This is a genomic window from Curtobacterium sp. VKM Ac-1376 (assembly GCF_015351025.1).
Taxonomy (GTDB): Bacteria; Actinomycetota; Actinomycetes; order Actinomycetales; family Microbacteriaceae; genus Curtobacterium.
Window position 1 is genome coordinate 21,913 of record NZ_JADKRV010000005.1, and the last position, 25,216, is coordinate 47,128.

The 25,216-nt window shown below is 71.3% G+C and carries 22 protein-coding genes; 20 read left to right on the forward strand and 2 right to left on the reverse strand.

The features are described 5' to 3' along the window. Positions 1-17 precede the first annotated feature (17 nt). The 4 genes from ITJ56_RS08160 (at position 18) to ITJ56_RS08175 (ending at position 6,589) form a co-directional block, all read left to right on the forward strand. On the forward strand, positions 18-1,331 hold the full coding sequence (locus tag ITJ56_RS08160; RefSeq protein WP_228517371.1) for a DUF58 domain-containing protein: 1,314 nt from the start codon (positions 18-20) through the stop codon (positions 1,329-1,331). Further along, positions 1,328-3,787, forward strand: coding sequence for a DUF3488 domain-containing protein (locus ITJ56_RS08165; RefSeq protein WP_194629535.1), 2,460 nt, complete (start codon positions 1,328-1,330; stop codon positions 3,785-3,787). Before ITJ56_RS08160 ends, ITJ56_RS08165 begins: the two co-directional genes overlap by 4 nt. Next, on the forward strand, positions 3,784-5,763 hold the full coding sequence (locus ITJ56_RS08170) for a zinc-ribbon domain-containing protein (protein WP_323749757.1): 1,980 nt from the start codon (positions 3,784-3,786) through the stop codon (positions 5,761-5,763). Before ITJ56_RS08165 ends, ITJ56_RS08170 begins: the two co-directional genes overlap by 4 nt. 79 nt (positions 5,764-5,842) lie before the next feature. Next, entirely contained in the window at positions 5,843-6,589 is a 747-nt protein-coding gene (locus tag ITJ56_RS08175; RefSeq protein WP_194629539.1) for a hypothetical protein, read from the forward strand. Between the two features lies 1 nt (position 6,590). On the opposite strand, the gene ITJ56_RS08180 is transcribed toward ITJ56_RS08175, so the two are convergent. After that, complete coding sequence (locus tag ITJ56_RS08180; RefSeq protein WP_194629541.1) at positions 6,591-7,583, reverse strand: asparaginase; 993 nt, start codon at positions 7,581-7,583, stop codon at positions 6,591-6,593. A gap of 6 nt (positions 7,584-7,589) precedes the next feature. Here ITJ56_RS08180 and ITJ56_RS08185 point away from each other — a divergent pair, with 6 nt between their 5' ends. The 12 genes from ITJ56_RS08185 (at position 7,590) to rbfA (ending at position 21,953) form a co-directional block, all read left to right on the forward strand. Next, positions 7,590-8,159, forward strand: coding sequence for an OsmC family protein (locus ITJ56_RS08185; RefSeq protein WP_228517372.1), 570 nt, complete (start codon positions 7,590-7,592; stop codon positions 8,157-8,159). Between the two features lie 6 nt (positions 8,160-8,165). After that, a complete protein-coding gene (locus ITJ56_RS18925) occupies positions 8,166-9,137 on the forward strand; it encodes an FKBP-type peptidyl-prolyl cis-trans isomerase (protein ID WP_194629543.1) in 972 nt (323 codons plus the stop codon). Between the two features lie 2 nt (positions 9,138-9,139). Then, positions 9,140-10,222, forward strand: a complete 1,083-nt coding sequence (locus tag ITJ56_RS08195; protein WP_194629545.1) for a 1-deoxy-D-xylulose-5-phosphate reductoisomerase — start codon at positions 9,140-9,142, stop codon at positions 10,220-10,222. A gap of 120 nt (positions 10,223-10,342) precedes the next feature. Then, entirely contained in the window at positions 10,343-11,677 is a 1,335-nt protein-coding gene (locus ITJ56_RS08200) for a M50 family metallopeptidase (protein ID WP_194629547.1), read from the forward strand. Positions 11,678-11,703: 26 nt separating this feature from the next. Beyond that, entirely contained in the window at positions 11,704-13,182 is a 1,479-nt protein-coding gene (locus tag ITJ56_RS08205; protein WP_194629549.1) for a purine-cytosine permease family protein, read from the forward strand. Continuing rightward, entirely contained in the window at positions 13,179-13,739 is a 561-nt protein-coding gene (locus tag ITJ56_RS08210; RefSeq protein WP_194629551.1) for a cysteine hydrolase family protein, read from the forward strand. Before ITJ56_RS08205 ends, ITJ56_RS08210 begins: the two co-directional genes overlap by 4 nt. A 57-nt stretch (positions 13,740-13,796) precedes the next feature. Then, positions 13,797-14,951 (forward strand): flavodoxin-dependent (E)-4-hydroxy-3-methylbut-2-enyl-diphosphate synthase, encoded by a 1,155-nt coding sequence (gene ispG, locus ITJ56_RS08215; protein WP_194629553.1) that lies wholly within the window; start codon positions 13,797-13,799, stop codon positions 14,949-14,951. 196 nt (positions 14,952-15,147) lie between these two features. Further along, positions 15,148-16,899, forward strand: a complete 1,752-nt coding sequence (locus tag ITJ56_RS08220) for a proline--tRNA ligase (RefSeq protein ID WP_194629555.1) — start codon at positions 15,148-15,150, stop codon at positions 16,897-16,899. 143 nt (positions 16,900-17,042) lie between these two features. Beyond that, positions 17,043-18,038, forward strand: a complete 996-nt coding sequence (nusA, locus tag ITJ56_RS08225) for a transcription termination factor NusA (RefSeq protein WP_194629557.1) — start codon at positions 17,043-17,045, stop codon at positions 18,036-18,038. A 68-nt stretch (positions 18,039-18,106) separates the two neighbouring features. Then, a complete protein-coding gene (locus ITJ56_RS08230) occupies positions 18,107-18,418 on the forward strand; it encodes a DUF448 domain-containing protein (RefSeq protein ID WP_194629559.1) in 312 nt (103 codons plus the stop codon). 74 nt (positions 18,419-18,492) lie between these two features. Then, positions 18,493-21,363: a translation initiation factor IF-2 gene (gene infB, locus ITJ56_RS08235; protein ID WP_194629561.1), complete on the forward strand. Its 2,871-nt coding sequence runs from the start codon at positions 18,493-18,495 to the stop codon at positions 21,361-21,363. Positions 21,364-21,476: 113 nt separating this feature from the next. Further along, on the forward strand, positions 21,477-21,953 hold the full coding sequence (gene rbfA, locus ITJ56_RS08240) for a 30S ribosome-binding factor RbfA (RefSeq protein ID WP_194629563.1): 477 nt from the start codon (positions 21,477-21,479) through the stop codon (positions 21,951-21,953). Here the strand turns inward: rbfA and ITJ56_RS08245 are convergent. Next, positions 21,950-22,804, reverse strand: coding sequence for an A/G-specific adenine glycosylase (locus tag ITJ56_RS08245; protein WP_194629875.1), 855 nt, complete (start codon positions 22,802-22,804; stop codon positions 21,950-21,952). The two genes, rbfA and ITJ56_RS08245, sit on opposite strands and share 4 nt — an antisense overlap. Positions 22,805-22,922: 118 nt before the next feature. Here ITJ56_RS08245 and ITJ56_RS08250 point away from each other — a divergent pair, with 118 nt between their 5' ends. From ITJ56_RS08250 to ITJ56_RS08265, 4 genes are read left to right on the forward strand one after another with little or no spacing between them, the layout of a single operon-like run. Beyond that, positions 22,923-23,369 (forward strand): hypothetical protein, encoded by a 447-nt coding sequence (locus ITJ56_RS08250; protein WP_194629565.1) that lies wholly within the window; start codon positions 22,923-22,925, stop codon positions 23,367-23,369. A gap of 22 nt (positions 23,370-23,391) precedes the next feature. Then, positions 23,392-24,354 (forward strand): tRNA pseudouridine(55) synthase TruB, encoded by a 963-nt coding sequence (gene truB, locus ITJ56_RS08255; RefSeq protein WP_194629567.1) that lies wholly within the window; start codon positions 23,392-23,394, stop codon positions 24,352-24,354. Beyond that, entirely contained in the window at positions 24,351-24,716 is a 366-nt protein-coding gene (locus tag ITJ56_RS08260) for a hypothetical protein (RefSeq protein WP_194629569.1), read from the forward strand. The genes truB and ITJ56_RS08260 overlap by 4 nt, the downstream gene beginning before the upstream one ends. A gap of 45 nt (positions 24,717-24,761) precedes the next feature. Continuing rightward, positions 24,762-25,211 carry a hypothetical protein gene (locus tag ITJ56_RS08265; protein ID WP_194629571.1) on the forward strand — a complete coding sequence of 150 codons (450 nt, stop codon included), beginning with the start codon at positions 24,762-24,764 and terminating at the stop codon, positions 25,209-25,211. The last annotated feature ends 5 nt before the right edge of the window (positions 25,212-25,216 follow it).

Genomic DNA, 25,216 nt, shown 5'->3' on the forward strand with positions numbered 1-25,216 from the left:
CGGGGACGGTCACCGGCATGACCAACGTCCGGACCCGGATCGTCGGTGACCGTGACGGTGTCGCCGCCGAGGCGGTCATCGGGATCGTCCGGCTGTGGGCAGCGGCCTGGAGGCTCGTCCTGCGTGCCTGGGCCGAGGTCTCGTCCGTCGTCACCGGGCTCGGCTGGACGGTCGCCGCGCTCACGCTCGTCGCGTTCGTGGCCGGCTACCGGTTCGGGCTGCGTGAGGTCGTCGTCGTCGGCTTCGCCGGTGCGGTGCTCGCCGTCGTCGCGGCCGTCGCGCTCATCGGCCGCTCGCGCCTGGCGATCCGCATGCGCCTGCCGCAGCACCGCGTCGCGGTCGGCGACGACGCCGGTGTGGTGATCACCGCGGAGAACCCGACGCGTCTGCCGTCGGTCCCGACCACCGTCGAGGTGCCCGTCGGCACGGGGCTCGTCGACGTCGCCATCCCCGCGATCGGGCCGAACGCGACCTTCGAGCGGCAGGTCCCCGTCCCGACGCTCCGCCGCGGCGTCCTCGACGTCGGGCCGGTCACCAGCGTCCGTGCCGACCCGGTTGGGCTCGTCCGACGCGAGCTCGTCTGGACCACCCGTGAGCAGGTCATCGTGCACCCCCGCACCATCGCCATCCCGTCGACGAGCACCGGTCTGGTGCGCGACCTCGAGGGCCAGGCCACCACCGACCTGTCCCCAGCGGACATCGCCTTCCACGCGATCCGTGAGTACATGCCGGGCGATGACCCCCGCACCATCCACTGGAAATCGACCGCCAAGTCCGGCGCGCTCATGGTCCGGCAGTTCGAGGACACCCGCCGCTCGCACCTCGTCGTCGTCCTGGGCATCGCGCGCGGGGAGTTCGGGGACGACGAGGAGTTCGAGCTCGCGGTGAGCACCGCCGCGTCGCTCGGAGCACGGGCGGTCCGCGACGGCCGCGAGGTCTCCGTTGCCGTCTCGCAGCGCACGCCGGAGTTCGCGAAGCGTGCCGTCTACGCGGTGCGCAGGCTGCCCACCGTCACGCCGACGCGTCTGCTCGACGACTTCGCCTCGGTCGGGTTGGCAGATGCCTGCCTGCCGATCGCCGAGGTGTCCCGCATCGTCGGCAGTGACACCGAGGGCATCTCGGTCGCGTTCCTCGTGGTCGGGTCGACGGTCGGCCTGCCCGCGCTCCGTCTGGCCGCCACCCGTTTCCCCGTCGGCGTCGAGGTCGTCGCGGTGATCTGCGAACCCGATGCCCAGCCGCGATTCCTCCGGGTCGCCGGCCTCACCGTGGTCACCATCGGCTACCTGGACGACCTCCGGCACGCGCTGCACCGATCGGCGTCGACAGCGTGAGCGCGGCACCGGTGACCACCCCGTCGGCTCCGGCGGACCGGGCGCGGCGGTCGACCAGACGATCCGCCCGGAGGGATGCGCGACGACTCGTCCCGTTCCGTCTGGCCGGTGGCACCCTGGTCGTCTGGCTCCTGCTGGCGGTGGCGAGCACGTCCTGGTGGCCGGTTTACCGTGACGACGCCATGATCGTCGCCGCGGTCACGGCCGTCGTGCTCGGTACCGTCGTCGCCCTGCTCGGCACCCTGCTGCGGCTGCCGATGGCCGTCGTCGCGATCGCGACGATCGCGGCCTTCACCCTCGTCGGTGTCCCGGCGGCCGTACCGGGCCAGGCCGACGGGCTGCTGCCCACCGGGCGCGGCCTCCTCGACCTCTTCGCCGGCGTGGCGCTGGGCTGGAAGCAGCTGGTGACCATCAGCCTGCCGGTGGGTTCCTACGAGGCGCTTCTCGTGCCCTACTTCGTGATGCTCCTGGTGGCCACGGTGACGGCCGTGAGCGTGGCCACCCGCGCCTCCAGGCAGGAGCTCGCGAGCATCCCGGCACTGGTGCTGTTCGCGGTCGGCGTGGTCGTCGGGCCGAGCCGGCTGGACACGTCCGTCCTGACGGCCGTCGTCCTGGTCGGCATCGCGCTGGTCTGGGCGCTGACCGTGCGGCACGTCCGTCGCGCGGTCGCCGTGGCGGCCACCATCGGATCGCGCGTGCCGGTCGTGCGCTCGATCGTGCGCCCCGCGCTCGTCGGGACGGGCACCATCGTCGCGGCGGCGGTCGTCGCGACCGGGTTGGGTCTGGTCGCACCGCCCTCGGTGGAGCGCACCGTCGCCCGCACCGACGTCGTCAAGCCCTTCGACCCGCGCGACCACGTCAGCCCGCTCAGCGGGTTCCGCGCCTACGAGGAGTCGACGGCTGCGGACTCGCCGCAGCTCCGCGTGACCGGTCTGCCGGAGGACGGGTTCGTCCGCATCGCGACCCTCGACACGTACGACGGCGTGGTCTACCGCGTCGGGGGCGCCGACGGGTCGTCCGGGTCGGGCACGTTCGAGCGCGTGCCGACGTCCGTCGACGTGCGTGGTGTCGAGGGCACCACCGTGGAGGTCCGCGTCGCGGTCGACGGCTACCGCGGGGTCTGGCTGCCGACCGTCGGTGACCTGGAGCGCGTCGAGTTCACCGGTCCAGGCGCCGATGAGGAGCGTGGCGCCTTCTTCTACAACGGTTCCACGCGCACCGGGGCGGTCGTGGGCGGGGTCGAGGACGGGACGTCCTACGACCTGACCGCCGTCATCCCGGACCAGCCGTCGGAGCGCGAGCTCGCCGCCGCGCGACCGGGGGACGCGACGGTCCCGACGGCCAGGGACGTCCCCGACGCAGTGCGCGAGACGGTGGAGGCCACGACGGCGAACGAGTCCTCGCCCGGTGCGAAGCTGCTCGCGGCGCTCCGGTCGCTCACGCGCACGGGGTACGTGAGCCACGGTGTCGGCGACGACCGGGTGAGCCGATCGGGGCACGGTGCCGACCGCATCCAGGAACTCCTGACCGCGCCGCTCATGATCGGTGACCAGGAGCAGTACGCCGCCGCCGCAGCACTGATGGCGGACGAGCTCGGGTTCCCGGCCCGGGTGGTGATGGGCTTCACCGCGGGTGGTGACTCGGGTACCACCGGAACTGCGCAGCGCGGCGATCTGACCACCTTCCGCGGCTCGGACGTCACGGCTCGCATCGAGGTCGACACCGCGCAGTGGGGGTGGGTGATGCTCAACCCGAACCCGACGGTGCGCGAGATCCCGAACGAGCAGCAGCAGACCCCGCAGCCGGTGACCCGACCGGAGACAGTCGTGCCGCCGCCTCCCGCCGACCAGCAGGACCAGGACCAGCAGGCGCCGCCCGAGAGCGACCGGAACACGCCGCCCGTGCAGCCGCTGTGGCTGCAGATCCTGCTCGCGGTGCTGCCGTGGGCGTTCGGGACGCTCGGGTTCCTCGCCCTCGTCCTCCTGCCGTTCGCGGTGGTCGTGCTGCTGAAGCGCCTGCGGCGGCGGAGGCGCCGGAACGCGACGAGCCCGCGCGGCCGCATCGTCGGTGCGTGGGACGAGTACCGCGACGCGCTGCTCGATCGCGGTCACGACGTCGCTCGGTCTGCCACCCGGCGCGAAGCGGTCGTCGGGGCCCCCGGGGACGGCGGCACCGGTCTGGCCGCCCTGGCCGACCGCGCGGTCTTCGGACCGAGTGACTCCGACCGGGCGACGGCCGACCGGATGTGGTCCGCGACCGACGACGCGATCGGCTCACTCCGCACCGGTCGGACGCGTCGAGAACGCTTCCGGACAGCCGTCTCGCTCCGGTCGCTGCGGCCCCCTCGACCTCGCCGCGGACCCGACGACCAGGGTGCGTCGGGACGCGACGACTACGATGATCGGAGGCCGGACGAGCGTCGTGGACGGCCGAGTGAGGACAGAGGCACCCCGTGATCAGATGCGAACACTGCGGATCGATGCTCCCGGACGGGGCGATCTTCTGCGGTGAGTGCGGACGCGCGGTCACCGCCGCGGCGAACCGTCGCCCGGTCGCGCAGCCCCCCGTCGAGCAGGCACCGCCGCCGCCCCTGCAACAGCCGGACGCGCACGGCCGGCGCTCCGATCCCGCGTCCGACGCCTGGCTGCCCGAATCCACGCTCGACCCAGCCACCCGCGCCTGGCTCACCGGTGCCGATCGCCGCGGGGCGGAACCGCCCGCGTCGGTCCCGGTGCAGCGCCCGAGCGACTTCGCCCCTCGAGAGGCCCCGTCGCACGTGCACGGAGCCGGGTCCGGGTTCGAGGACTGGTCCGGTGCTCCTGCGCAGTCCGAGGAGCAGCCGACGCTCCACCCGGACGCCTTCCGGTCGGAGCCCGACGATCCCTCCGCCGCGGACGACCCCGAGCGCACGCGTCTCGTCCCGGTGCACCGGAGGCCAGCCGACCCCGCCGACCCCGTCGAGCCGCCCCGGCGCGCAACGTCTGACGCGCCCGCCGAACCCGTCGACGACCAGGAGGCACGCCCGGCCGAGCCGGTCGCCGAACAGCCCGCCGTCGCCGAGTTCGCTGAACCCGTCGAAGCCGCTGAACCGGTGGTGCCGATCTGGGCACCGCCGGCGGCGACCGCGCCCACTGCGGCCCCGGTCGGGCCGTCCTGGTGGGTCGGGCGTGGCGGTGCTGCTGCTCCCGAAGCACCCTCCGAGCCCGTCGTGCCCCCGGTGCCGGGCGGACCGCGGATCGACGCCCACGGCCGGACCGCCCCCACCGCTGACGACCGCGCTCGTGACGACGTCAGCGGTGACGCCGCTGTTGCCCTGACGCCAGAGGACGAGCAGCCGCCCGTCGTCTCGCCGCCGCAGCCGGGGGACACCGCCGTCGTCGAGCCGCTGGTCGACCGCCGTCCGTCGCGCCCCGCACCGCTCGTCACCCCGGGCATGCACGCGACGACGATCTGCCACGTCTGCGGCAACCGGCTCGAGCCCGACGACATCTTCTGCAGTGAGTGCGGGGCGGTCCGTCCTGCCGTGACGGCGGCCTTCACCGGGCCGGTCATGCCGCTGCCGATGACGCGACCCGACTGGGCAGCAGAGGACTCCGGCGGCAGCGACGAGGCCACCGCAACTGAAGCGGTCGACGCCGAGGGAGCACCCCGGGCGGGCGTGGCCGAGCCTGCCACCGCCGGCGGACCGGACGACGAGATCCCGTCCGACGAGACAGGGACTGACGACCAGAACCTGCCCGACGACGAGTCGGAGCGTGCGGAGGTCGAGCGGTCCGACCCAGGTCGGCGGCCCCGTGGCGCGCACGCGGCCCCCGTGTCCGGGCTCGAGACACCGAGCGACTCCTCCGTCGCCCCGAGCACCACGGGCACCCCGGTCCCGCCGGTTCCCGGGTCCGCCACCGTGCCGTCCTCCGCGCCGTCCGCGACCACGGCCGGTGCGCCCCTCGCTGCGCCGCTGCCCCCGATCCCGGGGGTGCACGGTGCCGCTCTGCCGCTCCCGCCCGAGGACCGCACCGTGTCGGACACCGAGTTCGACTCCGATGCCCACTCGGATGAACTCGACGAGGACGTCGACGAGACCCGCATCGTCGCGAAGACCCCGACCCGAGCACCGTTCGTCTTGCACTTCAGCACCGGCGAGCGGTTCGGGGTGCACGGGACCGGGCTCCTCGGCCGCCTGCCGCGTCCCCAGCCAGGAGAGCGGTACGACGACCTGCTGACCGTCCACGACCCGGGCAAGTCGGTGTCGAAGACGCACCTCGAGATGGGGCGTGACGGCGACGACCTCTGGGTCTCCGACCGGTTCTCCGGCAACGGTACGGTCGTACGACACATCGACGGCTCGATCCGTCGCTGCGAGCCCGGGCGCCGGTACCGCGTCGAGCGTGGCGCCCGCGTCGACATCGGCGAGCAGTTCTTCCTGGTCCAGTGACCGCCGGCCGGTCCGGCGACTTCTCCACAGATGCCGCTCGGGCCGCCAGCCGTCGTGCGGGACCTGCTGCGATGGGAGCGTGTCCCCGTTCACTGCTCGCTGTCTCGTCGTGGGTGCGGCGGTCGCGCTGCTCCTGGTCGGCGTCCTGTCGCCGGTCGACGCTGGTCGGCGGGCGGTCCTGATCGGTGCGGCGGCGTGCTGTGCGATCGTCGACGTCGTGCTCCACCGGTCGCCACGGCCGGGCCCGTCCGATGTCGTGGTCGTCGCCGGACCGCCAGCGCCAGCGCCAGACCCCGGCCCCGAGCTCGACGTCGGGTCCGGGCTCTCCGTTGCGTCCGAGGACGACCGTCCGCCCGACCGGGGAACGGCAGGCGGCTCGCTCGTCCTCGGCCATCGACCGGACGGTCCTGCGGTCGCCGTCGCAGCGGCATCGCACGTGGTGGTGGTCGGCGCCGGGGTGCTCGCGGACGCGGTGTTCCGCGCGATCGCCGAGCAGGTCCGAGCCGGTGCGGCAGCCGACGACGACATCCGGAGCGTCACCGCCTCCGGGCCCCGGTGCGACGTCGACGCCGGCGACGGTCCCGGGGGAGACGGCGACGCGCTCGGCCTCCCGGACCACACCGCGGTCCTCGCCCGCCTGGACGCCCAGGGCCGAGCGGTCGGCACCGTGGTGCTCGTCGCCGGACTCGGATCGCTGCCACGGCGGTGGGACGTGGCCGTCGAGGTCTCCCGCTACGGCTGTTCCGTGCGCTGCCCGGACGAGCAGCACAGCACGGAGGTGCGCCCGGTGCTCCCGCTCCTGTCAGCCGATCCCGGGGTCGGGTAGGTCAGCGCAGTCCGGCACCGACGCGCACGGCGCCGACGGGCACGCCCCCGCCGAGCACCTGCTCGCCGATCGCTGCGAGCACATCCGCCATGCCGGCGGCCTCGACCAGCCCGTTCCGCTCGAGCAGCGCGAGCGCCGCGAGGGTACCGGCGCGCTGCGACCCGTCGAGCACCTTCACCGCGACCGCCGCGCCCCCGGGCAGCCCCATCACCATGACGCCCTCGGCGCCGAGCTTCGCCAGCACCTGCAGCCGCTCGATCGTCACGGTGTTCGCCCGTCCGACGCCGTCGATCGCCCAAGGGTGGGCGAGGACCGCGTCCGTCAGGGCAGCGGAGTCGTCGTCGCCGCGGGCGACGACACCCGCGAAGCCGCGCGCGAGTCCGGTCAGCGTCAACGGGAACACCGGGGCCCCGCAGCCGTCGGTGCCGACCAGGTCGACGGTCTCGTGGGTGTACTCCTCGACCACGGAGCGCACCCGCCGCTGCAACGGGTGCTCGATGTCGAGGTAGGTCGCAGCGTCCCACCCGTTCACCCGGCAGGCCGCGAGCATGCCGGCGTGCTTCCCGGAGCAGTTCATCGCCAGACGGCGGGGACCGTCCATCGTTCGGGCGGTGCCGCGGTCGAAGGGCATGTCGGGCGGGCAGCCGAGGTCGGCCTCGACGTGGTCGAACGACTCGAGCATGTGCAGGGCGAGGGCCTGGTGTGCTGCGGTGCCGGCGTGGCTCGCAGTGGTGAGGACGAGCTCCTCGTCGGAGAACAGCGCACCGGCACCCCGGACCGCCAGCGCCTGGAACGGCTTCATCGTCGAGCGCGGGTAGATGCTGGCGGTGCCGTCGCCGACCGAGTCGATGACGGTGCCGGCGGCGTCGACGACCACGCCGGCTCCGACGTGCCGGCTCTCGTCGAACCCTGAGCGTTCGAGAACCGCCAGTTCGACGGACCCGTCGGCGGTGAGAGGATGGCGATCAGTGCGGACTTCGGGGCTCACCGTCATGCCGCCATGCTAGCCAAGGCGGACACCCGCCACGGCCGGACCGACGCCGACGAGAAGGGCCGAACCGTGAACGACCACTCCTACGAGGTCTCCGTCAGCTGGACCGGCGACCGCGGGACCGGCACGTCCGGGTACCGCGACTACGGCCGCGAGCACGTGGTCTCGGCGACCGGCAAGCCCGACGTCCCCGGCTCCGCCGACCCGTCGTTCCGCGGTGACCGCGACCGGTGGAACCCCGAGGAACTCGTCGTCGCCGCACTGGCCCAGTGCCACATGCTCAGCTACCTGCACGTCGCCGTCACCCAGGGGTTCACCGTCGTCGACTACCGGGACACCGCCACCGCCTCGCTCCGCCTGAACCGCGACGGCTCCGGTGAGCTCACCGGGGCGACCCTGCACCCCGTCGTGACGATCCTCGAAGCCGACCGGGTCGCCGACGCCGAAGCCGCGCACGTGACCGCCAACCAGCTCTGTTTCATCGCGCGGTCGGTCGCGTTCCCGGTGCACCACGAACCGCACCTCGTCGTCCAGGCTGCGTCATTGGCAGGGGACTCTTCGACGCGTGAGGCAGACTAGGGTCCCGTGAAGCGTCTCCGCCTGCTCCCGATCGCCATCGTCCCCGCCGTCGTGCTGGGACTCGCCGCCTGCTCCGGCTCCGGCTCGAACGGGTCCTCGGCGTCGCCGTCCCCGTCCGCCAGCGCCACGGCCTCCGCGATCACGTCCTGCCCGGACCCGGGCAAGTCGTCCGACGCCATCGAGGCGACCGGGTCGTTCGGTGGCGCGAAGGCGCCGACCGTGAAGTTCACGTCGGGCCTCTCAGCGAAGACCCCACAGGCCACCCGGCTCGTCAAGGGCAAGGGTGCCGCGCTCGACGAGGGCGATTACGCGCAGGTTTCCTACAGCGTGTACGAAGCCTCCGACGCCAAGAAGCTCGGCACCGTCGGCTTCGACGAGGGAAACCCGCAGGTGCTCTCGGTCGGCGGGTCCGGCTTCGGCGCGCTCCTCGCCTGCTCGACGGTCGGGGACCGGGTCGCCGCGGTCGGGCAGTCCTCTGCCCTCGGCTTCAACACCGGCGGCGAGATCGTCGTCGTCGCGGACATCGTCGCGCAGACCCCGACGAAGGCGAACGGCACCCCGCAGGACCAGGACCCGGGGCTGCCCACCGTCAAGGACAAGGCCTCCGGCGAGCCGGAGATCTCCGTCCCCAAGGGCGTGAAGGCGCCGACGAAGACGACCGTCGAGGTCCTCAAGCAGGGCGACGGCGCAGACATCGCCGACGGTGACACGGCACTCGTGCAGTACAAGGGCGTCGTCTACGACACCGGCAAGGAGTTCGACTCCTCGTGGTCGAAGGGCGCACCGACGACCTTCACCGTCTCCGAGAGCGCGCTCATCAAGGGCTTCGTCACCGGACTGGTCGGTCAGAAGGTCGGGTCGCAGGTGCTCATCGTCGCCACCCCGGAGGACGCCTACGGCGCCAACCCGCAGGAGGGGTCCGGCATCCCGAAGAACGCCACGCTGGTCTTCGTCGTCGACATCCTCGCCAAGGGCTGACCATGACCCGCAGGCGCATCGTCGTCCTGGGCAGCACCGGCTCGATCGGCACCCAGGCGCTCGACGTCGTCGCCCGTAACCCCGATCGTTTCGAGGTCGTCGGCCTCACCGCCGGCAGCAACCGCGAACTCGTCGCCGAGCAGGCAGCGCGTTTCGGTGTCCGTGACACGGCGTTCGGCGCGACGGACTCCGAGCACCTCGTCCGGAGCGTCGCGGCCGACGTCGTCCTGAACGGCATCACCGGCTCCGTCGGGCTGGGCCCGACCCTCGCCGCGCTCGAGAGCGGCGCGACCCTGGCGCTCGCGAACAAGGAGAGCCTGATCGTCGGCGGCTCGCTGGTGCAGCAGGCCGCAGCGCCGGGGCAGATCGTGCCGGTGGACAGCGAGCACTCCGCGATCGCGCAGGCGCTCCGCTCCGGTGCCGACACCGAGGTGCAGCGGCTCGTCCTGACCGCGAGCGGCGGACCCTTCCGCGGCCGCACCCGCGCGCAGCTCCGCGACGTCACGCCGGCCGAGGCGCTGGCGCACCCCACCTGGGACATGGGGCTCGTCGTCACGACGAACTCCGCGACCCTCGTCAACAAGGGTCTCGAGGTCATCGAGGCCCACCTGCTGTTCGGCGTGCCCTACGGCCGCATCGAGGTCACGGTGCACGCGCAGTCGATCGTGCACTCGATGGTCGAGTTCGTCGACGGCTCCACCGTCGCCCAGGCCTCACCACCGGACATGCGGCTGCCGATCGCACTCGGTCTGTCGTGGCCGGACCGTGTACCCGGCGTCGGTGTCCCGCTCGACTGGACGGCCGCGAGCACGTGGACCTTCGAGCCGCTCGACCAGGAGGCCTTCGGTGCCGTGACGCTCGCGAAGCGCGTCGGCGAGCTCGGTGGCACGTTTCCAGCCGTGTTCAACGCCGCGAACGAGCAGGCCGTCGCCGCGTTCCACGCGGGTGCCATCGGGTTCCTCGACATCGTCGACACCGTCGAGCGCATCGTCGAGGAGCACACGGCGGGGGAGCCGTCACTCGACGGCGTGCTGGCGGCGGAGCGCTGGGCCCGCGCCGCGGCGGACCGCGCGCTGTCCCGCTGACGCGAGTCGCGCCTCCCGGCCGCACCAGCGGCGGGACGGTCGTGCCGGTGGGGAGAGGCCCGGATCACTTCTCAGACGGCGCTCGGCTCCGTCATGGGATCAGTCCCGTACCCTTTCCCGGTGACCGTCGAATCCGTCCTGCTCTTCATCCTCGGCGTGGTCGTCTTCATCATCGGCCTGCTGGTCTCGATCGGACTCCACGAGCTGGGACACCTGTCCTTCGCGAAGCTCTTCAACGTCAAGGTGACGCAGTACTCGCTGGGCTTCGGTAAGGCGATCTGGTCGTTCAGGCGGGGCGAGACCGAGTACGGCGTTCGCCCGATCCTGCTCGGCGGCTACATCTCGATGGTCGGCATGCTGAAGCCGCGCGCTTCCGGTCGTGCGAGCGCGATCACGAACACCGGCATGTACGGCGCGTTCGTGCAGGACGCCCGCCAGGCCAGCGCCGAGCAGATCGCGGACTCCGGCGGCGATGATTCTCGGGCCTTCTACCGGCTGACCCCCTGGAAGCGCATCATCGTCATGGTCGCCGGTCCGGCCATGAACCTGGTCATCGGGATCGTGCTCTTCGGCGTCCTGCTCTGCGGCTTCGGGGCGCCGACCACGACCTTCACCTCGAGCGTCGACTGCGTGCTGCCCACCAGCAAGACGACCGAGTGCGTTCCGGGGGACGCGGTCTCCCCGGCGAAGCAGGCCGGCATCGAGTCCGGCGACGTCGTGCTCGCGGTGAACGGTGAGCAGGACCCGACCATCGCGCGGGTCTCCGAGGTCTTCCAGCGCTCCGCCGGCGAGCAGGTCACCGTCGTGGTCGAGCGCGACGGTGCGGAGAAGACGCTCGAGATCACCCCGACGACCGCCACCCGTGACGTGTACGACGCCGAGGGGAAGGTCGTCACGAACGACGACGGCACGACGAAGACCCAGCGGGTCGGCGTCGTGGGCGTCAGCATCGGGCAGTCCCTGGTGCGGCAGTCGCCGGCCGAGGTCCTGCCGGCCACCGGCGCCCAGATCGCGGCCTCGGCGCACCTGATCATGGACCTGCCGCAGCGGCTGGTCGCGGTGTGGAACGCGGCGTTCGGCGCGCAGGAGCGGTCGCAGGACAGCCCCGTGTCGGTGGTCGGCGTGGGCCGTGCCATCGGTGAGGTCTCGTCGATGAGCGGTGTCCCCGTGGTCGACAAGGCGTACACGATCCTCGGGCTCCTCGCCTCGCTGAACATCGGCCTGTTCGTGCTGAACATGGTGCCGCTGCTGCCGCTCGACGGTGGGCACATCGCCGGTGCGCTGTGGGAGGCGATCAAGCGACGCTCCTTCACGCTCGTCGGCAAGACGGACCCGGGGCCGATCGACCTGGCGAAGACGATGCCCCTGACGATGGTGGTCGTGGTGCTGCTGGCGGGCATGAGCGCCCTGCTCATCTACGCCGACATAGTTCGCCCCGTGAACCTCTTCGGGTAGGGCTGCCGAGCCACTACGCTCAGCCCATGAGCACAGCCGCCACGAACCCACCCGAGGTTCGCGCCGTCGAACGCCAGGGTCTCGACGTCATCGCCGAGGCCGATCGGAAGGGCACCCCGCGGGGACTGTTCTGGCCGTGGTTCGCCGCCAACATCTCCGTCCTCGGCCTGAGCTACGGCTCGTTCGTCCTCGACTTCGGCATCTCGCTGGCCCAGGCGACGATCGTCTCGGTCGTCGGGGTCGCGTTCTCGTTCCTGCTGTGCGGCATCGTGGCGATCGCGGGCAAGCGCGGATCGGCTCCGACGATGGTGTTGAGTCGTGCGGCCTTCGGGGTCCGCGGCAACCGGCTGCCCTCGTTCCTCAGCTGGATCCTCACCGTCGGGTGGGAGACCTCCCTGGCCGCGGCCGCCGTCCTGGCGACCTCGACGGTCTTCACCGAGCTCGGCTGGGACGGCGGCGCGGTCACCAAGCTCGTCGCCCTCCTCGTGGTCGCGGCGCTCGTCATCGGTGCCGGGGTCGCCGGCTTCGACGTCATCATGCGCCTGCAGGCCGTGATCACCGTCGTCACGGCCGTGCTGACCGTCGTCTACATCGTGCTCGCAGCGCCCACGATCGACTTCGCGGCGCTCGGGGCCCTGCCGTCCGGCAGTGCCCAGAGCGTCACCGGCGCGCTCGTGCTCGTGATGACCGGGTTCGGCCTCGGCTGGGTGAACGCGGCGGCCGACTACTCGCGGTACCTGCCGCGGAGCGCCTCGACCCGCGGCGTCGTCGGCTGGACGACGTTCAGCGGGGCGCTCGCGCCCGCGATCCTCGTGGTGATCGGCGTCATGCTCGCAGGGTCCTCGCCCGATCTGCACCGGGCGATCGCCGCCGACCCCGTCGGCGCGTTGACGACCCTGCTGCCGGTCTGGTTCCTCATCCCGTTCGCGATCGTCGCGATCCTCGGGCTCGTCGGCGGGGCGGTGCTGGACATCTACTCGTCCGGGCTCGCACTGCTCAGCGTCGGCGTGAGGATCCCACGCCCGGTGGCGGCCGGGGTCGACGGCGTGTTCATGGTCGCCGGCGCCGTCTACATCGCCTTCTTCTCGACGAGCTTCGTCGGACCGTTCCAGGCGTTCCTCATCACCCTGGGGGTGCCGATCGCAGCCTGGGCCGGTGTCTTCGTCGCCGACGTCGTGCTCCGTCGCGCGGCGTACGCGGAGGCCGAGCTCGATGACCGACGGGGCCGCTACGGCGACGTCCGGTGGCTGGCGATCGCGCTCGTCGTGCTCGGCACCGTGCTCGGCTGGGGGCTGGTCACGAACACCTACGGGGTGCCGGCCTGGCTCAACTGGCAGGGCTACCTGCTCGAGCCGTTCGGCCTCGGCGGCCGCACGGGGCCGTGGGCCTACGCCAACCTCGGCGTCCTCGTCGCGCTCGTCGTCGGGTTCCTCGGCACGCTGCTCTTCGCACGCCGGTCGGTGCGCCGCCAAGAGGCGCTGGGCGTTCCGGACGACGTGCGATGAGCACCGGGCTCTCCGACGGATCCTGGCTCGTCGTCATCGACATGCAGCAGGTGTTCACGGGGGAGAGCCCGTGGTCGGCGCCCCGCTACGACCACGCTGGTGCCGGCATCGAGCGGCTGCTGCCACGGTTCACCGGTCGCACGGTGTTCACCCGCTTCGTCGCTCCGGACCGTCCTGAGGGTGCATGGGTGCCCTACTACCGCGACTGGCCCTTCGCCCTGGTGTCCGACGAGGACCCCCTCTACGCGCTGACCGAGCCCTTCGCATCGGCCGCGGCGGATCGGAACGACCCCGTCGTGGCCGAGCCGACCTTCGGCAAGTGGGGGACGAGCCTCCAGGCCGTCGTCGGCGACCACCCGCGCCTGGTGCTGACGGGCGTGTCCACCGACTGCTGTGTCCTGTCGACCGCGCTGGCGGCGGCGGACGCCGGCGCCCACGTGACCGTCGTGGCGGACGCCTGCGCCGCGGGGAGCGACGAGGACCACGAACGGGCGCTCGCGGTGATGCGCCTCTACGCGCCGCTCATCACGGTCGTCGGCACCGTCGGGGAGGTCTGAAGGACACCTGCTGCTGGCGGGGCCGGCACGGTCGGACCGAGCGCGTAGAGTGCTCACGTGCCCGCTGTGAACCTCGGTATGCCCAAGTCCCCCGAAACCCTCGCCCCCCGCCGCAGGTCGCGGCAGATCCGGGTCGGCAAGGTGCTCGTGGGCGGTGACGCCCCGGTGTCGGTCCAGTCGATGACCACGACGCAGACGACGAACATCAACGCGACCCTGCAGCAGATCGCCGAGCTCACGGCCTCCGGCTGCGACATCGTCCGGGTCGCCGTCCCCACGCAGGACGACGCAGACGCACTGGCGATCATCGCGAAGAAGTCGCAGATCCCGGTCATCGCCGACATCCACTTCCAGCCCAAGTACGTGTTCCAGGCGATCGACGCGGGCTGCGCCGCCGTCCGCGTGAACCCGGGCAACATCCGCAAGTTCGATGACCAGGTCGGCGCCATCGCCAAGGCCGCGAAGGACGCCGGCGTCTCGCTGCGCATCGGCGTGAACGCGGGTTCGCTCGAGCCGAGCCTGCTGCAGAAGTACGGCAAGGCCACGCCCGAGGCACTCGTCGAGTCCGCCGTGTGGGAAGCCTCCCTGTTCGAGGAGCACGACTTCCACGACTTCAAGATCTCGGTGAAGCACAACGACCCGATCATCATGGTGAAGGCCTACCGTCAGCTCGCCGCGGCCGGTGACTGGCCCCTGCACCTCGGCGTCACCGAGGCCGGACCGGAGTTCCAGGGAACAATCAAGAGCGCCACGGCCTTCGGGATCCTGCTGGCCGAGGGCATCGGCGACACGATCCGCGTGTCCCTCTCCGCCCCGCCCGCGCAAGAGGTGAAGGTCGGCCTGCAGATCCTGCAGTCGCTGAACCTGCGCGAGCGCAAGCTCGAGATCGTCTCCTGCCCGAGCTGTGGCCGCGCGCAGGTCGACGTCTACCAGCTCGCGAACGACGTCACCAAGGGGCTCGAGGGCATGACCGTCCCGCTCCGCGTCGCCGTCATGGGCTGCGTCGTGAACGGTCCGGGCGAAGCGCGCGAGGCCGACCTCGGCGTCGCGTCCGGCAACGGCAAGGGACAGATCTTCGTCAAGGGTCAGGTCGTCAAGACCGTGGCCGAGGCCGAGATCGTCCAGACGCTCATCGACGAGGCGAACCGCATCGCCGACGAGATGGGCCCCGCTGCGGCGACCGGCAAGCCCGAAGTCGTCACGACGGTCTAGCGCCGGGTTTTCGCTCGTGGTGCGAGGTTCCGTACTCCGTGCGGGGCTTCGCACCTCGCACGGAGTACGCAACCTCGCACCGTTCGGCCGCGGCCCGCGCGGACCTCGCACGGTGCGGGGGCACCCGTGCACCCGGACCTCGCCCGGTGCGAGGGGCCGCACGCACCGGGCCCGGCACCGCCACTAGGCTTGCCCCGTGGTCACACGGCTTTCGCATCTGTTCCTCCGTACGCTCCGCGACGACCCCTCCGACGCCGAGGTGACGAGCCACAGGTTGCTCGTCCGCGCCGGGTACGTTCGTCGCCAGTCCCCGGGGATCTTCGCGTGGCTGCCGCTCGGGCTCCGGGTGCGCGGCAAGATCGAGGCGATCATCCGCGACGAGATGGTCGCCGCCGGCGCGCAGGAGGTCCTGCTGCCGGCGCTCCTGCCCCGTGAGCCGTACGAGGCGACGAACCGCTGGACCGAGTACGGCGACGGTATGTTCCGTCTGCAGGACCGCAAGGGCTCGGACTACCTGCTCGCGCCCACGCACGAGGAGATGTTCGCCCTCCTGGTGAAGGACCTGTACTCGTCGTACAAGGACCTGCCGGTCACGCTGTTCCAGATCCAGGACAAGTACCGCGACGAGGCCCGTCCCCGTGCCGGCCTCCTGCGGGGCCGTGAGTTCACCATGAAGGACGCGTACTCGTTCGACCTCACCGACGAGGGGCTCGAGCGCAGCTACCGGGTCATGCGTGATGCGTACGAGAAGATCTTCGCCCGCCTCGGCCTCGAGTACGTGATCGTCAAGGCCGACGCCGGTGCGATGGGCGGCTCCAAGTCCGAGGAGTTCCTGCACCCGATCGGCGTCGGTGAGGACACCTTCGTCCGCAGCGCCGGCGGCTACGCGGCGAACGTCGAGGCCTACGTCACGCCGGTGCCCGCGTCCGTAACGATCGAGGGTCAGCCGGAGCCCGTTCTGCTGCCCGCGTCGAACACTCCGACCATCGACACGCTCGTCGCCCACGCGAACGAGGTCGCTCCGCGCGACGGCGCCCCGTGGACCGCGGCCGACACGCTGAAGAACGTCGTGCTCGCGCTCACCCACCTGGACGGCACGCGCGAGATCGTGGTCGTCGGGTTGCCCGGTGACCGCGACGTCGACCTGAAGCGCGCCGAGGTGGCGTTCGCCCCGGCCGGGGTCGAGGCCGCCGGCGACGACGACTTCAAGAAGCACCGCGGTCTGGTCAAGGGCTACATCGGCCCGCAGGTCCTCGGCGCCGACAGCACCACCGGCATCCGCTACTTCGTCGACCCCCGTGTCGTCGACGGCACGAGCTGGATCACCGGCGCGAACGAGCGCGGGGTGCACGTCTCCGGCCTCGTCGCCGGTCGCGACTTCGTGGCCGACGGTGTCGCCGAGGTCTCCGACGTCCGTGCCGGTGACCCGTCGCCCGACGGCTCCGGCCCCCTCGAGACCGCTCGTGGCATGGAGATCGGGCACGTCTTCCAGCTCGGCCGCAAGTACGCCGAGGCCCTGGGGCTCAAGGTGCAGGACGAGAACGGCAAGCTCGCCACCGTCACGATGGGCTCCTACGGCATCGGTGTGACGCGCATCCTGGCGATCCTGGCCGAGGCGCACAACGACGAGAAGGGTCTGGCCTGGCCGAAGAACGTCGCCCCGTTCGACGTGCACGTGGTCGCGACTGGCAGGGACGACACCGCCTACGACCTCGCGACCTCGATCGTCGCCGAGCTCGAGGGTGAGCGGTTCGACGTCCTCTACGACGACCGTCCGAAGGTCTCGCCCGGCGTGAAGCTCCGCGACGCCGAGCTCCTCGGCATGCCGATCGTGGTCGTCGCCGGCCGCGGCGCGGCCGACGGTGTCGTCGAGCTGTGGAACCGTGCGACCGGTGATCGCCGCGACGTGCCCGTGGCCGAGCTGCTCGACGCGGTCCGCGCGATCTAGGCGCGACCACCCGACGGACGGGAGGCCCGTGGCGACGCCGCCACGGGCCTCCCGTACGTCTCCTGGTTCTGAGGTACGCTTGTGGCCGACTTCTGCGCAGTTCCACACGCAGGAGCGACTCATCTGAATACGGAGGCACCTCGGTGAAGATCGATCTCGCAGTCCTGCGACTCATGGAGCGCGAGCGGGAGATCCCGTTCGACGAACTGGTCCAGATCATCGAATCTGCCATCCTGACCGCCTACCAGAAGCACGCCGAGGAGAACGGCGAGCCGGCACACGCGCAGTCCCGCGTGGAGCTCGATCGCAAGTCCGGCGAGGTCAGCGTCTACGTCCCCGAGCTCGACGACGAGGGCACCGTCGTCGGTGAAGCCGTCGACCAGCCGAGCGACTTCGGGCGCATCGCAGCCTTCGCGGCGAAGCAGGTCATCAACCAGCGCCTACGGGACATCGGCGACGACAAGATCCTCGGCGAGTTCCGCGGCAAGGAGGGCGACATCGTGGCCGGCGTGGTCCAGCAGGGCCCGAACCCGCGCATGGTGATGGTCGACCTCGGCACCGTCGAGGCGATCCTGCCGCCGGAAGAGCAGGTCCCGGGGGAGTCCTACACGCACGGCTCCCGCATCCGCGTCTACGTGACGAGCGTCGGCCGCGGCAACAAGGGCCCGCAGATCACCGTCTCGCGCACACACCCGGGCCTGGTCCGGAAGCTCTTCGCGCTCGAGGTCCCGGAGATCGCGTCCGGTGTCGTCGAGATCACGTCGCTCGCCCGCGAGGCCGGGCACCGCACGAAGATCGCGGTCAAGGCGAACGAGCCCGGTGTCAACGCGAAGGGCGCCTGCATCGGCGAGCTCGGCGCACGCGTCCGGTCCGTGACCAACGAACTCGGTGCCGAGAAGATCGACATCGTCGACTACTCGTCCGACCTGGCATCGTTCGTCGCGAGCGCCCTGTCGCCGGCGAAGGTGACGAGCGCCTTCGTGCTCGACGCTTCGACGAAGGCCGTCCGTGCACTCGTGCCGGACTACCAGCTGTCGCTCGCGATCGGCAAGGAGGGGCAGAACGCCCGCCTCGCTGCAAAGCTCACCGGAGCCCGTATCGACATCCAGCCGGACTCCATCCTGGACGGCGAGGACTAGGACCATTTCGCCCCCGGCGTGCCCGCGAGGGCGCGCCGGATCGCGCAACGTCCGAGGCAAGGAGTAGAGTGGTCTCCGTCAGAACGTGCATCGGCAGTCGCCGTCGCGCTTCCCGATCCTCCCTCCTCCGAGTCGTCGCCTTGCGCGATGGCCGTGTTGTGGCGGATCCGAAGGCAGTCATGCCGGGCCGGGGGGCATGGCTCACACCGACCGTCGATGCCTACGATCTGGCCGTCAAGCGCAGGGCTTTCCGCCGTGCGCTCCGGTTGGATCGCGATCCCGACACGTCCGCGGTGCTCGACCACATCGTCGGTCTCCCACAGGAGCCGACCGAGCGCCCGGACATGACAGAACAGGCTGAACGGCTTATGGACAACTGATGAGCGGCTCGAAGTGAGACCCGTCATCCATTGAGTCCTGCCCCTTCACGGGGTGGGACCCGTGAAGGAGAACAGTGGCAAAACCACGCGTACACGAGATCGCAAGCGAACTCGGCGTCGACAGCAAGACCGCACTCGAAAAGCTCAAGGAGCTCGGAGAGTTCGTCCGGGGTGCCAGCTCGAGCATCGAGCCCCCCGTTGCACGGAAGCTCCGTGCCGCACTGCAGGCGGACGGCGTCCCCGCGGCGAAGCCCGCTGCCTCGGCGTCCGCGCCGAGTGCACCGGCCAAGGCCAGCGCGCCGAAGTCCGGTGCACCCAAGCCCGGTGGCCCACGCCCCGGTCCGGTTCGTCCGGCACCCGCTCCGGAGCCCGAGGCCCCGGCAGCACCCGCTGCCGACGTACCGGCTCCGGTCGCACCGAAGTCCGTCGCGCAGCGACAGGCCGAGGCCGAGGCCGCACAGAAGGCGCGTGCTGAGAAGCAGGCCGCCGAGCAGCAGGCCGCTGAGCAGCAGGCTGCCGCGCAGCAGGCGGACGGGCCCGCCGACGCGGCACCGAAGTCCGACGCGGTGAAGCCGGGCAGCAGCCCGAAGCCCCCCGCCGCCGGTCCCAAGCCGGGCGGCCCCAAGCCCGGTGCGCGTCCGGGCAACAACCCGTACTCGTCGAACCAGGGCATGGGCTCGCGCCCGCCTCGCCCCGGGAACAACCCGTACTCGTCCAACCAGGGCATGGGACAGCGTCCCGCCGCTGGCGCTGCCGGTCCTGGCGGTATCCCGCGTCCGCAGCCCCCGCGTCCGGGGACACCCCGTCCGGGTGCTCCGCGTCCGGGTGGTCCCGGTCAGGCCAACCGTCCGAACGGCTTCGGGCAGCGCCCGGGTCAGGGTGGCGGCGGCCGTGGCGGTCCCGGTGCCCGTCCGGGTGCCGGTGGTGGTGCCGGTGGCGGCTTCCCGCGTCCGGCCTTCAGCGGACCGCGTCCCACCGGTGGCGGCGGCCGTGGTCGTGGTCCCGGTGGTGGTACCGCCGGTGCGTTCGGTCGCGGTGGCGGCAAGAGCCGTGCCCGCAAGTCGAAGCGGACGAAGCGCGCCGAGTACGAGATGCGGCAGGCGCCGTCGCTCGGTGGCGTGCAGGTCCCTCGTGGCGACGGCAACACGGTCGTCCGACTCCGACGCGGTGCGAGCATCTCGGACTTCGCGGACAAGATCGACGCCATGCCCGGCAACCTGGTGACGGTGCTGTTCCACCTCGGTGAGATGGCGACCGCGACCGAGTCGCTGGACGAGGCGACGTTCGAGGTCCTCGGTGACGAGTTGGGTTACAAGATCCAGATCGTCTCGCCGGAGGACGAGGACAAGGAGCTCCTCGAGGGCTTCGACATCGACATCGACGCCGAGTACGCCGACGAGGACGACTCCGTCCTGCAGCAGCGTCCTCCGGTCGTCACCGTCATGGGTCACGTCGACCACGGCAAGACCCGTCTTCTCGACGCGATCCGGAACTCGAAGGTCGTCGAGGGCGAAGCCGGCGGCATCACCCAGCACATCGGTGCGTACCAGATCGTCGCGCAGCACGAGGGCATCGACCGTCCGATCACCTTCATCGACACCCCGGGTCACGAGGCCTTCACGGCCATGCGTGCCCGCGGTGCACAGGTGACGGACATCGCGATCCTCGTGGTCGCGGCGGACGACGGCATCATGCCCCAGACGATCGAGGCACTGAACCACGCGCAGTCGGCCGGCGTGCCGATCGTCGTCGCGGTCAACAAGATCGACAAGGAAGGCGCGAACCCCGCCAAGGTCCGCCAGCAGCTCACCGAGTACAACCTGGTGGCCGAGGAGTACGGCGGCGACGTCATGTTCGTCGACGTCTCGGCGCGGCAGAACATCGGCATCCAGGAGCTCCTGGACGCCGTGCTGCTCACCGCGGACGCCGGTCTCGACCTGCGTGCGAACCCCGACAAGGACGCACGTGGTGTGGCGATCGAAGCCCGGCTCGACAAGGGTCGCGGTGCAGTCGCCACCGTCCTGATCCAGTCCGGCACGCTCCACATCGGTGACGCCATCGTGGCGGGGACGGCCTACGGCCGTGTCCGTGCGATGACGGACGAGAACGCGGTCGCGGTCAAGGCCGCGACGCCGAGCCGCCCGGTCCAGGTGCAGGGTCTCTCCTCGGTGCCCCGTGCCGGTGACACCTTCCTCGTCACTGAAGAGGACCGCACGGCTCGTCAGATCGCCGAGAAGCGTGAAGCGGCAGAGCGCAACGCCCTGCTGGCGAAGTCGCGCAAGCGCATCTCGCTCGAGGACTTCACCCGTGCGCTCGAAGAGGGCAAGGTCGAATCGCTCAACCTCATCATCAAGGGTGACGTCTCCGGTGCCGTCGAGGCACTCGAGCAGTCGCTCCTGGACATCGAGGTCGACGACAGCGTCCAGCTCCGCATCCTGCACCGCGGTGTCGGTGCGATCACGGAGTCGGACATCGACCTCGCCACGATCGACAACGCGATCGTCATCGGCTTCAACGTCCGTCCGGACGTCAAGGCCCGTGAGCGTGCGGCGCGCGAAGGCATCGACGTGCGCTTCTACTCGGTCATCTACAACGCACTCGACGACATCGAGCAGTCCCTCAAGGGCATGCTCAAGCCCGAGTACGAAGAGGTCCAGTCGGGCGTCGCCGAGATCCGCGAGGTGTTCCGTTCCTCGAAGTTCGGCAACATCGCGGGTGTCATCGTCCGCTCCGGCACGATCACGCGCAACGCCAAGGCGCGCGTCATCCGCGAGGGTGTGGTGATCGCCGATGGCCTGGCCATCGAGTCGCTGCGTCGCTTCAAGGACGACGTGACCGAGGTCCGCACGGACTTCGAAGCCGGTATCGGTCTGGGCAAGTTCAACGACATCCAGATCGGCGACGAGGTCGAGACGACCGAACTCGTCGAGAAGCCGCGCGACTGATCGCGTGACTACCCTGGGCCCCGGCCTCCCCACGCGGGAGGCCGGGGCCCGACCCCTTTTCCAACGCAGAACCACCGGTGGGACGCGTCCCACCACTGCCTCAGGAGGCACCCATGGCCGATCCGCAGCGCGCACGCAAGATGGCGGACCGCATCAAGGAAGTCGTCGCACGCCGTCTCGACAAGGGTCTGCGGGATCCGCGACTCGGGTTCGTCACCATCACCGACGTCCGCGTGACCGGAGACCTGCAGCACGCATCGATCTTCTACACCGTCTACGGCACGGACGAGGAGCGCGCCGAGTCCGCAGCGGCGCTCAAGGCCGCGACCGGCTTGCTCCGCACCGAGGTCGGCAAGAACATCACCGCCCGGCTCACGCCGTCGCTCGAGTTCATCGCCGACGCCCTGCCGGAGACCTCGGCACACATGGAGGACCTGCTCGTGCAGGCGCAGCTCCGTGACGATCAGGTCCGTGCCGCGTCCGCCGGCGCCACGTACGCCGGCGATGCCGACCCGTACAAGCGGGACGAGGACGAGGACGAGGACGAGGACGAGGACTCGGGCGACGACGAGGCCGACCCCCGCGGCTAGGCCTCGGGGAGCCGGTAGCCGCTCGCGTCGTCCCCGACGGCCAGTCCGTCGCGCAGGAGCGACGCGAGCGCCCGGTCCCGCTGCTCGGCGTCCGCCCACACCGGCTCGATCTCGGAGCGTGCAACGGGCACGTCACTCGCCCGCAGCTCGGCCATGATCAGCCCGCGCACCTGGCGGTCGCTGCCGGTGAACTTCGCCTGCCGAGGGGCCCGTGGGCCGTCGTGCTCGGGGTAGCCCGCCGCACGCCATGCGCAGCGGTCGGCGATGGGGCAGGCATAGCAGGCGGGGGCACGTGCGACGCAGACCAGCGCCCCGAGCTCCATCACCGCTGCGTTCGTGGCGGCGGCGTCGTCGCGGTCCGCCGGCAGCACCGACTCCATGAGCGGGAGGTCCTGCTTCGCTTTCGCCGGTCCGGGCTCGCCCTGTCCGAGGACCGATCGGGCCAGCACGCGGCGCACGTTGACGTCCACCACGGGGTGTCGGTCGCCGTACGCGAAGACCGCGACCGCCCGCGCGGTGTAGTCCCCGACACCGGGCAGCGCGAGCAGTGCGTCGACGTCACGGGGGACGACGTTGCCGTGCTCGCTCGCGATCGCGGTCGCCGCCGCGTGGAGCGCGAGCGCGCGTCTCGGGTACCCGAGCCGGTCCCAGGCACGGACCGCGTCCGCCGGGGGTGCGGCTGCGAGGTCCGCAGGGGTCGGCCACCGGGTGAGCCAGGCCTCCAGGCGGGGGATCACGCGCGCGACCTGCGTCTGCTGCAGCATGATCTCGCTGACCAGCGTTCCCCACGCTGGGAAGCCTGGGCGTCGCCACGGCAGGTCGCGGGCCTCCTGACGGAACCAGGCGAGCAACGGCGTGGCGACGTCGGGAACCGGGGCTGCGAGGTCGGGACCGGTCGCGCCGGCGATGTTGTCCACGATCGGACGGGAGGCACTGCTCGCGTTCACCACGACAGCCTACGGTGGACGTATGGCACGCTGGGCACCCGAAGAGACCGACACGATGGCCGCGATCGCTGCAGAGGCGATCGCACAGGCAGGCACGAACCGCACTGTCATCGGCGTCGACGGCCAGGACGGCACCGACCTCGAGCGCGTGGCTGCGGCGCTCGTCACCGGGTTCGAGCAGCACGGTGTCCCGGCGATGGCCGCGGCGGCACCGTCCACCGACCAGGACACCCTGCGCGCCGACCTGGTCGCGCCCTTCCGGACCACCGGAGCCGGTGACGGTGTGCTCGTGGTGCACGGTCACGGTGTGCTCGCCCCCGGCGTCCGCACGCTGTGGCGCTGGTCGCTGTGGGTGGAGCAGGAGGCCGGGCGGCTCGCACGCCGCGCCGACGTCAAGATCGCCGCGTCCGCGGTCCTCGACGTCACCGACCCAGATCATCCCCGGCGCGAGTGGAACGACGCCTGCTGACCGGCGCTGGTAATCTCCTCTGATGCTCGAAACCGCGCCGGATGGCATCCTCCTCGTCGACAAACCGCAGGGGATCTCCAGCCACCGGGTGGTCGCCATCGCCCGTCGTCGGCTCGGCCTGAAGAAGGTCGGCCACGCGGGCACACTCGACCCGATGGCGACCGGTCTGCTGGTGCTCGGCATCGGCCCCTCGACCCGGCTGCTCACGCACCTGGTGGGGCTCGACAAGACCTACACGGCGACCATCCGCCTCGGCGTGTCGACCGACTCCGACGACGCGGACGGCGCGCCGACGGCCGCCGCGGGAGTCGCCACCGCCGACGTCTCCGACGACGCGATCGAACGCGCCGTCGCGCTGCAGCGAGGCGTGATCGACCAGGTCCCCTCGACGGTCAGCGCGATCAAGGTCGGTGGTCGTCGCGCCTACGACCTGGCACGGAAGGGCGAGTCCGTCGAACTCACGTCGCGCACGGTCACGATCTCGCAGTTCGACGTCGCGGGCCGGACTGACCACACGGTCGAGGTCGCGGGGACCGGGGTCACCGTCGTGGACATCGAGGTCGTCGTGACCTGCTCGTCCGGCACCTACGTGCGCGCGCTCGCCCGTGACGTCGGGGCGACCCTCGGCACGGGTGCCCACCTCGTCGCGCTCCGGCGCACCCGGGTCGGCCCCTTCGACGTGCAGCACGCCATCGACCTCGAGGACGACGCAGTCGACGTCCGGGCCGCCCTCGCCCGCCCGGCGGACATCGCACGTCGGCTGTTCTCGTCGGTCACGCTCGACGCCGCCGCGGCGAAGGACCTGACCGACGGCAAGCGGGTCGCCGCGCAGCACCCGGACTCGGACGAGCCGGTGGCGGCCGTCGCCGCTGACGACGACCGGCTGGTGGGGCTCGTGTCCGTCCGGCGCGGGCTGCTGCGGGTCATGACCAACTTCCCGCCACCCGGCGCGTCGGCCTCCTCGCAGACGGGTCCGCGCCCGTGATCGAGTGGTTCATGTGGCTGCAGCTGGCGGTCGCGGTCGTGGTGGGACTGTTCGCCGTCGTCGTCGGGTTCATCGGCTGGAAGCCGAACGACTACACCGTCGGAGCGCTCGTGCTCGTCGAGCTGCTCCTGCTGGTGCAGGGCGTGATCTCGATCGTGATGCCGCTGACGGGCAGCCCGCCGTTCGGCAACGCGCTGGAGTTCGGGGTGTACGCCGTGTCGGTGCTGCTCGTGCCGCCCGCGGCCGTGGTCTGGGCGCTCATCGACCGTACGAAGTGGAGCACCGTGGTGCTCGGCGCCGGTGCGTTCACCGTCGCCGTGATGGTCTACCGGATGTACCAGATCTGGTTCGCGCTGAACTGACGCCGGAGGTCATGGCGGGCGTCGCGCGTCGGTAGAATCGGTGCAATGGCGACCAGATCCTCACTCGCGACCGGCATCGGCCGCGTCCTCATCGCCGTCTACGGCATCCTCGCGCTCGCGGCGACGGGTCGGAGCGTCGTCCAGATCATCGAGAAGTTCTCCTTCGCACCGTTCGCGTACACGCTCAGCGCGGTCGCGGCCGTCGTCTACATCGTCGCGATGATCGCCCTGATCGTCCCCGGACGGTTCTGGTACCGCGTCGCCTGCGTCACCATCGCGTTCGAGATGACCGGTGTGCTCGTCATCGGCACCTTGTCGCTGTTCGACCGGCAGCTGTTCCCGGACGACACCATCTGGTCGTACTACGGCATGGGGTACGCCTTCGCGCCGCTCGTGCTGCCGATAGCCGGACTCTGGTGGCTCCGCAAACACCACCGGGCCGCGGTCGTCGAACCGGCGACCCCCTTGTCGACCAGCGCCGCGACGAGCGAGTAGGAGCG